We start from the raw sequence: 13,261 nt of genomic DNA on the forward strand, positions 1-13,261 counted from the left end.
CCTCTGCATTCATTATACGACAGTAACGGAACGGTTCCCATGAAAACAAGGCACTTACAAATATTCAGTATCCACTACCTAAAGGCGGGAACTTCGGCAAGCTATACAGCAATGGGGGTGAATCTGGCCGTTTTTGGTGGGTATGGATCCTCAGATGATTCAGCAACGATTGACCCGTATTCATACGATTATCGAGATTCAAATACGATGAAAATTGACGTTCCCGCCGATGCAGCCGGTGGTTCCTATACCGCAACTTTCCCAATGGTCGAGAACACCAAGGCCGACACCAGTCCTCTCAATATCACGGTGAACTACGCTGGGCTGCCAGCCGATAAGCAGATTGCCCCACTCAACATCTCGAGTACCTGGTCGACGGTGGTGGGCCGGGCGACTGGCGATATCCATTCGTACACCTATAACACAGACACAACGAGTCAGATCAAGGTGCCGGAAGTATACGGCTACACGGCAAACAAGACCCAGGCAGATATTGCGGCAGACATTCAGAAGAATCCGGGTGCCGCGGATTATTCCACAACCGTGACGTATACACCTGATACGCAGTACGAATACCTGTATTTTGCGGATGACGATAACACCGATTATCCTGGGGCAGTCATTGGGTCACAGGTGCTGAAGGGCTACACGGATCAGACCACCAATTGGACTGCTGACTTGCCAGCCGGCTATGAACTTGCAGATGGCCAGTCTGGCACAGGCTCGATCACCTTCAGTCCCGACATGGATGGCATCACGATTCACGTCAAGCACGCGCACACGGTGACGCATTACACCCAGACTTTCACAACCAATTTCGCGGCCGGCGAAGGTGTGGATGCCAGCAAGCTTCCCGCCCCAGTTGTCCAAACGATCGACTGGACCATCGACAAGGACGAGGCCACAGGAATCTACACGTTGACCAGTGATGACGCTGTTTTCGACGGCTTCAACGTGGATCCAATCGATGTCGGGGATGGCGTGACCTATGTGCCGGATCAGACGAGCGTTCCGACGCGAAGCTCTGAGGATCAGGTGGGGCAGACCTTTACCCAGGATCCAACCGCGGCATTAGAGGCTGCGCCAAATTCACAGACGATCACGTATAACTACACTGCGTTCAAAGAACAAGTGGATCCAACGCCGACCTCAGTCACGAAAGAGCAATTGGCTGCGAGCGGCTATGATGACGATGGCCTGCCGCTGATCACGCTCACAATCAATTATGTGGATGTGGATGACGGCAACAAGGTGATCGCCACGGATTCCATCACTGGCAAGCGCGGATCGACTGGCACGTACACGGTGCAGGGGACGAATCTTGCTGGTTTTGGGGCATATGGTGCTGGCACCCGAGATCGGTACTATTATGCCAATGGAAATACGCTTGAATACACGATTCCGGACAGCGATGGCTCAGTCGATTTTGGGATGAAGCGCGTCATCACGACCCTGAATTATGTCGATGATGACAATGATGGCGCAATTGTTGGCTCCGAATCCTATTTCGATACGCCAACATGGACGGCAACCGTTCCGGAAGGCTATGAATTAGCGGCGGACCAAGCGGATACTGGAAGTGTGCCGTATAACTCGTATAACCCAAATCAGAGCTTCTCCGTTCACCTGGTTCACCAGAAGACGATTACCTCGGTGACCCAGACCTTGACGACGGATGTGGTGGCCGCAACGGACGACGTTGACGCTTCGAAGCTCCCGCAATCCACGACGCAGACGATCAACTGGACGATCACCTATGATGCCGTCACCGGCAAGTACACGGTGTCGACTACCGACCCGACTGTGTTGGAGGGCCTGACCTTCCCAATCATCAACGTGGCGGATGGCACGACATATCTACCTGATTTTGGCAGCACGATCACCAACGATTTTTCCGCGCTGAACGGGATGACATTCGATGAGGACCCGACCGCGATAATCGAGTCGCTGACCGATACAACGACGATCAAGTATTATGCGGCTCAGCTGCCGGACACGGGCACTGGCTTCCGCGAGCAAAATGGTGACGGGGTCTCCACGACGCCGGCGGATCTGCACGACCAAGGGTATGGCCCAGATGGCTATCCAGAAGGCCAAGTGCCAGACGAGGGCACCAGCTCGCAGTTCATCGCGCAAAATGGTGACGGGGTCTCCACGACGCCGGCGGACCTCCACGACCAAGGCTACGGCCCGGACGGCTATCCAGAAGGCCAAGTCCCAGATGAGGGCACAAGTTCCCAGTTCGTCGCGCAAAATGGTGACGGGGTCTACACGACGCCGGCGGACCTGCACGAACACGGTTATGGTCCAGATGGCTATCCAGAAGGTCAGGTTCCAGACGAAGGCACAAGTAGTCAGACCATCACGGGAAATGGCGACAGTGTCTCCACAACCGTTGATGAGTTGGCGGATAGCGGTTATGACGCCAATGGCAACCCGATCGTCAACAATCATGGCGGCGACGGCACCGATAATGGCGGCAACGGCAATAACGGGAATGGCGGCAACACCGGCGATAACGGAACCGGCACCAATACCAACGGCACTGGCAATCAGACTGGCGACAAGGGTACCGGCACAACGACAGGCGATCAGGCGACCGGCTCGAACAAGGCTGGCAAGACGGCCGCAACTGACAAGAACGCGCCGTCCCTGCCGCAAACCGGCGATTCGGTGAACCCGGCATTGGCATTGAGTGGTCTGGCATTGATCGGTTTGCTGTTTGGCCTTGGCGCCAAGCGCAAACACGATGCGGAAGACTGATCGCAGCGGGCTGACCGCAACTATAAGCATCAATTAGAATGATTCGAAGATCGCAGAGGTGCGCACTAGACGCCTCTGCGATTTTTTTGCGTCCGACACGATGGGCACAGGGCTGCCTGGCGCGTTGCCCCTCCAGAATCAAAAAAACGCCGCCTGCACCAGCAAGCGACGTTCCAATTTTTAAAAAGTACTAACCCAGCAGCTGCAAGGTCGTCCGCATTTCCCCGCCTGCTTCAAGAGCCGCATGGGAGATGAATGGGCCGGCCAGCGGCTTGCCGTTGAGCGTCCGCTCGCCCACGAAGTTCAGCGCATCGTGGTTGTTCGGGGTCGTCAGGGTCAGCGTTTTGCCATTTGGCAGGTGAATGGCGACGTGGTCGAAGAATGGCACGCCGAGGACGTATTTGCCGGAACCCGGCGTCACAGGGTAGAAGCCGAGGCCGGACCAGAGGACCCAGCTGGCCATCGAGCCGTTATCCTCATCGCCCGGATATCCTTCCGGCGCGGTGGAAAAGGCGTGCAGTAAGAGCTGCTTCACGACCAGTTCCGTGCTGTGGGAGTCGCCGGCAATGGCAAAGAGATACGGCAGATGGAAGCTCGGCTGGTTGGAAATGGCGAGCTGGCCAAATGGCTGGGCGGCGAGCTCGCGCATTTCGTGAATGGTGCCACCATAACTGCCGACGTGGTAGACCGCCGGCTGGTTGACCATTTTGTGCAGATTTTCCACAAAGGCGTCCTTGCCGCCAGTGGCTTCGATCAAGCCGGGCAGGTCTTCGTACACGGCGAAGCTGCTTTGCCAGGCGCCGCCTTCTGTGAAGCCGTTGCCCCAGGCGAGGTCGTCAAAGCCAGGGGTAAAGTGGCCGGCCTTGTCCTTGCTGTGCATGAGCTTGACGCTTGGGTCGAACACGTTGCGCCAGTTTTCCGAACGCTTGGCGTATTTCGCGGCGATCTCGGTTTTCCCGAGGCTGGTGGCAACGACGCTGATCAGCCAGTCGGAATAGGCGTAATCGAGGGTCTTGTTGACGCTTTCGTGGATCTCGGCAGGGACGTACCCGAGCTCGAGGTATTCGGCGAGGCCTTCGCGACCGTATTTCGGATCGTGGGAAATGGTCTCGGCGCCGTGAATCATGGCCTCGAGGAACTGCGGCATGAGGTCTTGGGCCTGGCCCTTGACCGCGGCGTCTGCGATCACGGCATCGACCATGGTCCCAGGCATCATTCCGCGTTCATCCGGGCTGAGCCAGCGCGGCAAGAAGCCGGTCTCTTTGTACGAGTTCAGGCAGCCTTCCAGGAAGTCGTGGTATTGCGCCGGCATGAGCAAGGTGTACAGCGGGAAGCTGCTCTTGTATGTATCCCAGAAGCCGATGTTGGTGAAAAGCTTGCCAGGCCGCACGGTTTTCGAGGTGGTGTCGTAATGCTGCGGCGCGCCCTTGGCATCTTCTTCGTAGAACCGCATCGGAAACAGGAGCGCCCGGTAGAAGTTGGCGTAAAACAGATTTTCGCGGTCCGCGTGATGGTCGCTGACTTCGATCTGGTCAAAATGGGTCTGCCAAGCTTCGCGATGCACCGCCACGAGGTCATCGAAGGAAAATTGCGCCAGGCGCGACAGGTTCAGCTTGCCTTGTTGCGCGGACAAAAACGAGGTGGCAAAGCGCACTTCGGCCGTTGCGGTGGGGAAGACGAGGTCCGTCGCGTCGGTGCCGGCCGCTTCAACGGTTGGCAGCGGTTGGCCTTCCGGAACGGTGAGCGTCAGCCACATGGTAAAATCCGGATCTTCGCTGCCGGAAAAATTGCTGGTGGTCAGCGTGATCACATTATTTTCCGCATTCACGAACGCGCTTTTCGGCGAGGTGATGCGCAGGCGCAAGGTCGTGCCGGTCAGCGAATGCAAGCGAATCGCGCCGCCGGTCAAGCCGGCTGTGGCGGTCATGGCGATCTGTTGGCCCTGCTCGGTCAGGTGCAGCAGGTGCGGCGCAAAGGTCGCAGCCTTGGGGTCATAGGTCAAAAGCGGCGTTTCCGCAAAACCTTCGCCGCTCAGCGGGGTGAACAGGACGTGCTGGTAATCGCCGATCCACGGGCTTGGCTGATGGGTGATGCGCAGGCCGGCAAACGCGGTCTGGTGCGGGTCGAACCACCACGGGGTATCCGCCTGGGTGGTCTGCACGCTGAGGTAATTCATCCCAAACGGCACGCCGGTCAAAGGCAGCGTGTTGCCATGGGAAAATTCGTAGGTACTGGCTGTGCCAGTGCGTGTATCGATCTGATCAACTGAAAACATGGAAATTCCTTTCCGGCCTGATAAATGGGCCCTAACAGTTAGATTTGAATGATTGCGTTGCGCAGGCTGGTGCGTTTGGCGCGCGGTCCGCTGGCTGGCGGGCGCGCGTTTCTTCTATATAAAATGACTAGCAAAATCGTGCCGGCATGTGGCACGGAGCGACGACTGGGGTTTGGCGGGCACACTGCCGCCCGGCGCAGGCGTTTGGGAGAGTCTCACCGGGTGGCAGTGGCGCGCCAAAGTAAGCGGGTCGCTGCGAGAATCGTGCAATTCAAAAGAGGCGAGTCGCCGCCAAAAGTCGTGCGGTGTTCAAGCAGGCGGGTCGCCGCCAAAACAATGCGGTGCATGGACAGTCCTTGGTCAACCATGCCACGGCGCGGCCAAACTTCGCTCAGGCGTTTGGGAAGCCAGCGAGGATCGGGGCGGGCAGATGGCATGAGGACAGGTCCCTATTTTCCAGGGACGCACCGCAAGCGGAAAGTGGCTCTCAGCGGGGACACAGCGGAAGCGGCACGTGTTCCGCTACAACAGAGACGCACCGCGGGTTTAGGGTTCAGGCATGCACTTGGCGGTCGAATCCCGCACGACCAGGCGCACCGGCACAGTGACATGCTTGGTGATCGCCTTTTCCGGATTGTTGATCTGGGCCAACATGAGGTCCACGGCTTGGCGGCCGATCTCGGCAAAATCCTGGGTCAACGTGGTCAGCGGCGGGTCGTTGGTGGCGGCGAGCTCCAAGTTATCAAAGCCCACCAGCGCAAGTTCCTGCGGCAGGTGCCAGCCTTGGCGCGTCAGGCCCACCGACAGCTTCACGGCCTCCACATCGTTGCCGACAATGACGGCGGTGATGTTTTCCTGGCGCAGATACGCGCCGATCTCGCTGGGCGAGGTGAAGGTGCCGAGTGCCTTGGACCACAACAATTGCTGCGTTGGCAACAAGGTGTGGGGATGATACGTGTTCAGGTAGCCGAAAAAGCGCTCCGGCACGGTGCCCACAAAGTCGCGCCAAAACGGGACGCGGCTGAAAAACGCGATGCGCTGATGACCCAGCGCCATCAAATGCGCCGCTGCCATGGCGCCGCCGCCGGTATTGTCCGAGGAGACACTTGGCAGGGCCAGCGCGCCGGGTTTGTCGTCCAGCACCACGGTGGGGATGTGCAGCTGATAAAAGGTGATCAGCGTGGGCAGATCCTCGGTCATGTTTTGCGGATAAAAGAAGACGCCGGCATAATCGCGCTTGAAATGGTACAAGTCGATGCGCTGGAACTGGTGGTTGGTGATGGTCTCAAGCTGCCAAGTCGTGCCTTGCAGCACCCGCGAGATCGCGCCGGCGTAATCGCCCATTTTGACATTGGCAAACGGCAGGACGAGCAGGAGCTTGCGCACCGCAGTGGTCGTGTGCGGTTTGACGAAGCTGCCTTTGCCCTGGACACGGTAAATGAGATCCGCCTTGGCCAGTTCATTCAGCGCGCGTTTGGTCGTGATGCGGCTGACTTGATAGCGAATCGCCAGCGCGTTCTCGCTAGGCAGTAGCGCGTTTGGCGCATACTCCCCGCGCAGAATCGCCTTTCTCAGTTTTTCGAAGAGTTCCTGGTATTTGGTCAATTGAATCGCTCCAGTTGGTATAAGGTCACAAGACGACTTTTTGGAAAAATGATAACGGTTACGCCCATATTGTCACATTGCATGATATATTTCAAGGGTAAAAACATACCAAGGAGCTGTAACATGACAGACTATTTGACAAAAGGCGCCAGCGCCTTTATCGACGACATTGTTGCCAAATGCGGCGAGGACCACAAAGCCTGGGCGGAGACGTTCGCCTTGACGTATGCGGACACCTTGAAGCACGCGTTGGTCAAAGATGGCGAGGAGCGCATCTTTGTTTTGACCGGCGACATTCCGGCGATGTGGCAACGCGACTCGACCGCGCAGATGCGCCCGTACCTTGTGCCTGCGCAAAACGACCCAGAGCTGGCCGATGTGATCGAAAAGGTGCTCAACCGCCAGTTCTTCAACATGGCGCTTGACCCATACGCCAATGCCTTCAACCAAGAGGCGAACAACGCCGGCGCGCAGACCGACAAGACGCAGATGACCCCGTGGATCTGGGAACGCAAGTACGAACTGGATTCGCTGTGCTACCCCGTCCAGTTGGCTTATCTCTTCTGGAAAAACACGGGCCGCACCAGCCATTTCAACCAGACCTTTGAACTGGCGATCGAGCGGCTCCTCACGACCATCACCGCGGAGCAAGACCACGCGCATTCCCCGTATTCCTTCGTTCGCCCGGATGCGGACCCCGGCTCGATTTTGGCCAATGGCGTCGGCACCCCGGTCGCAAAAACTGGCATGAGCTGGAGCGGCTTCCGGCCAAGTGATGACCGCTGCGAATATGGCTACCTGGTTCCGGCCAACTTGTTTGCCGTTGAGATTCTGAACGACCTTGCGGAGATCTACAAGGACGTCCTGCACAAGCCAAGCGAGCGCTTCACGTTCCTGGCGCAAAAGATCGATGCCGGCGTTGCCAAATACGGCGAGACCACCAATGCGGCTGGCGAAGCGATCTATGCCTATGAAGTCGATGGGCTCGGCACCGCCACCGTGATGGATGACGCCAATGTGCCAAACCTGTTGGCACTGCCGTATCTCGGCGCGGTCGATCGCGAGGATCCCGTTTATGTGGCGACCCGCAAGACGATTTTGAGCAAGGAAAACCCGTACTTCTACAGCGGCACATACGGCGCAGGCCTCGGTTCCCCGCACACCTTGCCGGAATACATCTGGCCTATCGCCAAGGCGATCGAAGGCTTGACGGATCCGGACAAGGCAAACAAGGCGGCGATCTTGGACCTGCTGACGCAGACCACGGCCGGCACCAAGATGATGCACGAAAGCTACAACGTCGAGGATCCGTCGCAGTATTCCCGCGAATGGTTCTCCTGGGCCAACATGATGTTCTGCGAGCTGGTCATGGACTACTTCGACCTGCATGTGAAGCAGGCGTAACTGAACCTGAGTCTCTGGTGGTCGGTTATTTATGACGATAACGGACCGGCCGCCCAACGCCCCTGATATCCAGTCTGCCACCGAGAATCCGTGTGGCTTTGGTTTCTGTACCCATTTTTCACCCAAACGAGTCTGTCAACTTGTTATTTATATAGAAGTGGGCCAACTGCTCGGACCCGGACAGTTGGCCCACGGCACTGCTGTAACCGTAGTGCACAATACTGGAACTGGGAAAACCAGCGTTTTTCCCAGTGCCCACTCAACAGGAGGAACAATCATGGCTAAGAAGAAAGTATTCATCGTCTCGCATGCACATTGGGATCGTGAGTGGTACATGGGCTTTGAAAAGCACCACATGCGCCTGATCAGCTTGATGGATGATCTGTTTTACCTGTTCAAGCACGATCCGGATTTCAATTCATTCCATCTCGACGGCCAGACCATCATCTTGGATGACTATTTGGCCGTGCGCCCCGAAAAGCGCGAGGAGCTCGAGCAATATGTCCGCGAAGGCAAGCTCAAGGTCGGCCCGTTCTATATTTTACAGGACGATTTTCTGATCTCGCCTGAGACCAACGTGCGCAACACGCAATATGGGAAAAAACAGGCCAGCGAATGGAGCCAGCCGGTGCCGCTTGGTTACTTCCCGGATACGTTTGGCAACATGGGGCAAACGGCGCAGATGATGCAGCTGTCCAAGCTCGACACCGTCGCGTTTGGGCGCGGCGTCACCCCGACTGGCCTGAACAACCAGGTCGGCCAGGGCAAGTTCGATTCGACCTTCTCCGAAATGTGGTGGGAAGGCCCCGACAAGAGCAAGGTGCTCGGGATTCTTTTTGCCAACTGGTATTCCAACGGCAATGAGATTCCGGTGGATGAGGATGAGGCCAAAGTTTATTGGACCAAGAAGCTGGCGGATGCCGAGAAATTCGCGTCCACGCCGGATCTGTTGTTCATGAACGGCGTCGATCACCAGCCGGTTCAAATGGATGTCACCAAGGCGATCAAGGTCGCCAACAAGCTCTTCCCGGATTACGAGTTCATCCACTCCAACTGGCCGGATTACATCAAGGCGCTCAAAGCCGACCTGCCAAAGGATCTGTCGACGATCGAAGGCGAGCTGACGTCGCAGGCCACTGATGGCTGGTACACCCTGGCCAACACCGCGTCCAGCCGCGTTTACCTGAAGCAGGAAAACACTCTGACAGAGCGCACGCTGGAGAACCAGGTGGAGCCACTGCTGTATTTGGGCGGCGAAGCAACCGCGGAAAATCAGGACCGGCTCGATTTTGCCTGGAAAATGAAGCTTCGCAACAATCCGCATGACAGCATCTGCGGCTGCTCCGTGGATCCGGTCCACCAGCGGATGATGACGCGCTTCCATGGCGCCCAGCAAGTCGCTGAAGTGCTGTCCGAGCACGCGCTGACCAGCTTCACCAACAGCCTCGACACGCATAACTTCCCGGCAGACAGCCATCCGTTTGTGCTGATCAACACCAGTGGCGCCGAGAAGCACGAGGACACCACGGTCGAAGTCGAGATCGCGCGCGCCTACTTCAAGGACGGCGCCCCGCAAGCGCAATACGACAAGATGGTCGAATTGGGCAAAAATCTGCCGGAGCTGACCGTCATCGATGCGGTGGGCGCAAAAGTCGCCGCAAAGATCACTAACCCGCATGCGCGCTTCAACTATGACTTGCCGGATCGCACCTTCCGCGAGCCGTACATGGCGCTTTACGTCGATGTCGATGTGGCGGCGACCCTGCGTCCATTTGGTTGGCAGAGTTTTGCCGTGATCGAGGGCGCGGCTGCCCTGGATGCGGCGGTCTCAATCGATGGGCAGACCCTCCGCAATGCCCGCCTCGCTGTCACGCTTGAAGCGGATGGCACCGTCACTGTAACGGATCAGGCGACCGGCCATGAATACCGCGACGCCGTTGATTTTGAAGATGTCGGTGACATGGGGAACGAATATATTTTCCGCCAAAGCGCCGACAAGCTGACCTTCACCGCAAAGGATGCGGCGTTGTCCGATGTTGAAGCCGTTCAGACGGCCGCCGGGGCAAAGCTGTCCTACACCTTGACCTATCAGCTGCCGAGCCGCGCCGCCGCAAGTCTGGATTATGAGCGCGAGGCGGTCATCGACATCACGAACCGCAAGAGCGTGCGCGGCAGTGACCGCAAACCGCTGGCCCTGCATGTGACCTTGACCCTCGCGGAAAATAGCAACAAGCTTGCCATCAACGTGACCGGCGATAACCAGCTCAAGGATCACCGGCTGCGCGCGTTGTTCAACACAGATCTGACCAGCGAAACGAATGACTCGGAGTCGATCTTCGAAGTCGTTGCCCGGCCAAACAAGGTGGGCAAGAACTGGCAGAACCCGACCAATCCGCAGCACCAGCAGGCCTTTTCCACGGTGCATGACGAGACGCGTGGCGTGGTCGTCGGCAACTTTGGCCTGAATGAATACGAAGTGACGCCGGATGGCAGTCAGATCGCGGTCACCTTCCTGCGTTGCGTGGGCGAAATGGGCGACTGGGGCTACTTCGCAACGCCTGAAGCGCAGTGCCTAGGCGAATTCCATGCCGATCTTTCGGTGGCCTTCACCGATGGCAGCGAAGCTGAGCAGTTGGCCGCGTACCAGGCGGCCCGGGCGGCTCAGATTCCGGTGATCTTTGGCCAGACCGGCGTGCATGCCGGCGACAAGGCGCCAAGCAACACGTATCTGGACATCGAAGGGGATGCGTTTGCGGTCACCGCAACGAAGATGAGCCAGGACCACGGCTTGATCGTGCGGGGGTACAACATGACCGGCGAAAGTCAGCCGCTGACGGTGTTGGCCGCTGGTAAGGATGCCGCAACGCTGGCCGATTTTGACGGCGATGCGATCGCCAAGCCTGTCAACAGCGAGCTTGCGCCGGCCGAGATCCGGACGTATCAGTTTAAGTAAACAGGACGCAGCCTCGCGATGCGGGGCTGTTTGGCGTTGTGCTAGGTGTTTTCAAATAGAAGACGGCGGGCGCTTGGGCGTCTGCGAAATTGACTCAGGGCAGGCGCGGCGTCGTCTGCCAAAAGGAGATAAAGATGAGTGTTGAATGGCGCGGGTTGCCCGCAAAATATGAACAAGGCGCATTGATCATTGCCGGCCATCATGGGGCAGACGCGGTGGCGGCCACGGTCACCGTCGAAGAAGCTGGGACCGGGCTGACGCTGACACGCAATGGCGAATACGGCCACATCACCTATGGCACCGTGCATGATCTGATGCGCGCGATCACCTTGTGGCTGGGCCATGCGCAAACTGAGACGGCGTTTGACCTGCACGAGGAATCCGCCTTCACCGAAGTCGGCGCGATGATCGATCTCGCCCGCAATGGCGTGCTGTCCATGCCAGAGTGGCACCGAACCATCGAAAAGCTCGCCAGCCTCGGCTACACGGAAGCCTGGATGTATCTGGAAGATTGCTTTGAAGTGCCGGAAGAGCCGTATTTTGGCCTGCAACGTGGCCGCTACAGCCAAGCCGACCTACATGAATTGGCGCTGTATGCCGATCAGTTCGGGTTGGTGATGGTGCCGGCGATTCAGACCTTGGCCCATTTGCAAAACGCGTTGAAGTGGACGGCGTTTCAAGACATCAAGGACACGCCGGAAGTGCTCTGGGTGGAAAAGCCGGAGACGACCGAATTTTTGCGCCACCTGTTGAAGGCGGCCAGCGCCCCATTTTTGACCAAAAAGATTCACATTGGGATGGACGAGGCTTATGGGCTGGGCACCGGCGATCGGCTGATCAAGGTCGGGTACGAGGATCAGCTGAGCCTGTTGTCCAAGCACATCAAGACCGTCGATGGCCTGTGCCGCGAGCTGCATCTGCGGCCTTATATGTGGAGTGACTTCTGGTTCACCGCGGCGAGTCCGAAGCACGAAATGTATGATGAGACCGTTCATTTTTCCAAGGAATTCGCGGATGCGATGCCGGATGTCGGCCAGGCGTATTGGGATTATTACCACGAAGACGTCCAGACCTATGTGACCCGCCTCAAGCAGCATTTCGAGCTGAAAAAGCCGGTGGTGTATGCAGGCGGCCTGTGGACCTGGGGCGGCATGGCGCCGCATCAACAAAAGATGCTGCAAAGCGTGCGGGCGGGGATGACCGGCTCGCGCGAAACAGGCGTTAAGGAAGTCGTGGCGACGATGTGGTTCGACGACGGCGCCGAGACCCCGTTTGAATCCGCGTGGCTGGGCCTGCAGACATTCGTCGAATATGCGTATCACGAAACGGTGTCCGACGCGGATCTTGCGCGCCAGTTCAAGCTGATGCAAGGCGAGGACATGGCCAGCTACATGCTGCTGGACGAATTCGACCACATCGAGCCGAATCCGGACAACCTCAGCGCGGAGAACCCGAGCAAGATCGTTTTATTTGAAGACTTGCTCTTGCAGCGCTATCAGGTGAACCTCAAGCCGTTTGATCTGGTGGGCCATTACAGCAAGCTCGCCCAGGCGCTGGCCACCACGCCAACGTCGCCGGCCAGCCAGCCGCTTTTTGCCTACTTCAAGGCCTTGGCCACCGCCGATGCGGCGAAGGCTCGGGCACTTCAAGCCGTCGCCGGCCTGGATCTTGCAGGTGAAAATCGTGACGCGGATCCCGCCATTGCGGCGATTGCCGGCTTCAAACAGGCGCTGGATATGCTCCAGCCACTCGCCCGCATCGTCTGGCACAATGAGCGCCGCGGCCAAGGCTACGAGATCCTGGACATCCGCTTCGGCGGCCAGGCTTCCCGTGCAGACACGGTCATCTGGCGCCTGCAACAGTGGGAACTCGGCCAAGACGACTTGGCGGAGCTCGCGGAGCCAAAACTGCCGATGGACAAGTGGACGAGCGGCCCGATCGGACATGGGCTGTACAAGCAGATCGTCAGTGCGGATATGATCTCGTTTTAGTTTATTTTGGAAATTTGTCAAATGGTGTTGGTTTTATGTTTTAAGCTTTTATGGGTCTCCTCTTTTGAGGGGGCTTTTTGTTATCTTAAGGGCTTAGAGGGCTTAGAGGGCTTAGAGGGCTTAGAGGGCTTAGAGGGCTTAGAGGGCTTAGAGGGCTTAGAGGGCTTCGGGGCTTGCGGGCTTCGGGGCTTCGGGGCTTCCGCACTTGAGCATTTGACGACCACAAAAGTCTGCGCAGCGAAATCAGAGGCCAAGAACCGCACCTCCGAG

6 protein-coding genes are annotated in these 13,261 nt (G+C 57.8%); 4 read left to right on the plus strand and 2 right to left on the minus strand.

Going from position 1 to position 13,261, the window contains the following annotated elements; translation table 11 throughout:
* Positions 1-111: 111 nt before the first annotated feature.
* The gene (locus tag EKM95_RS10845; protein ID WP_164510191.1) at positions 112-2,763 is read left to right on the plus strand and encodes an LPXTG cell wall anchor domain-containing protein; all 2,652 of its coding nucleotides are present in this window, start codon (positions 112-114) and stop codon (positions 2,761-2,763) included.
* Between the two features lie 190 nt (positions 2,764-2,953).
* Here EKM95_RS10845 and EKM95_RS10850 read toward each other — a convergent pair whose 3' ends face one another.
* Both EKM95_RS10850 and EKM95_RS10855 read right to left on the minus strand, forming a co-directional pair.
* Positions 2,954-5,038 carry a GH92 family glycosyl hydrolase gene (locus EKM95_RS10850; RefSeq protein ID WP_125698362.1) on the minus strand — a complete coding sequence of 695 codons (2,085 nt, stop codon included), beginning with the start codon at positions 5,036-5,038 and terminating at the stop codon, positions 2,954-2,956.
* A 546-nt stretch (positions 5,039-5,584) separates the two neighbouring features.
* Positions 5,585-6,643 carry a GntR family transcriptional regulator gene (locus EKM95_RS10855; RefSeq protein ID WP_125698364.1) on the minus strand — a complete coding sequence of 353 codons (1,059 nt, stop codon included), beginning with the start codon at positions 6,641-6,643 and terminating at the stop codon, positions 5,585-5,587.
* Between the two features lie 123 nt (positions 6,644-6,766).
* On the opposite strand from EKM95_RS10855, the gene EKM95_RS10860 reads away from it, so the two are divergent.
* The 3 genes from EKM95_RS10860 to EKM95_RS10870 all read left to right on the plus strand — a co-directional run bounded on the left by EKM95_RS10860 (position 6,767) and on the right by EKM95_RS10870 (position 12,991).
* Positions 6,767-8,047, plus strand: coding sequence for a glycoside hydrolase family 125 protein (locus EKM95_RS10860; protein WP_379897134.1), 1,281 nt, complete (start codon positions 6,767-6,769; stop codon positions 8,045-8,047).
* 277 nt (positions 8,048-8,324) lie between these two features.
* The gene (locus EKM95_RS10865) at positions 8,325-11,000 is read left to right on the plus strand and encodes an alpha-mannosidase (RefSeq protein WP_125698368.1); all 2,676 of its coding nucleotides are present in this window, start codon (positions 8,325-8,327) and stop codon (positions 10,998-11,000) included.
* A 134-nt stretch (positions 11,001-11,134) separates the two neighbouring features.
* Positions 11,135-12,991 (plus strand): family 20 glycosylhydrolase, encoded by a 1,857-nt coding sequence (locus EKM95_RS10870; protein ID WP_125698370.1) that lies wholly within the window; start codon positions 11,135-11,137, stop codon positions 12,989-12,991.
* Positions 12,992-13,261: the final 270 nt, after the last annotated feature.

The sequence above is a fragment of the Lacticaseibacillus yichunensis genome (assembly GCF_003946405.1).
GTDB classification, from domain to species: Bacteria; Bacillota; Bacilli; order Lactobacillales; family Lactobacillaceae; genus Lacticaseibacillus; species Lacticaseibacillus yichunensis.

Coding starts and splice junctions, on each gene's coding strand:
- EKM95_RS10870 (WP_125698370.1), top strand. CDS start 11,135: ATGAGTGTTGAATGGCGCGGGTTGCCCGCAAAATATGAACAAGGCGCA.
- EKM95_RS10865 (WP_125698368.1), top strand. CDS start 8,325: ATGGCTAAGAAGAAAGTATTCATCGTCTCGCATGCACATTGGGATCGT.
- EKM95_RS10860 (WP_379897134.1), top strand. CDS start 6,767: ATGACAGACTATTTGACAAAAGGCGCCAGCGCCTTTATCGACGACATT.
- EKM95_RS10850 (WP_125698362.1), bottom strand. CDS start 5,038: ATGTTTTCAGTTGATCAGATCGATACACGCACTGGCACAGCCAGTACC.
- EKM95_RS10845 (WP_164510191.1), top strand. CDS start 112: ATGGGGGTGAATCTGGCCGTTTTTGGTGGGTATGGATCCTCAGATGAT.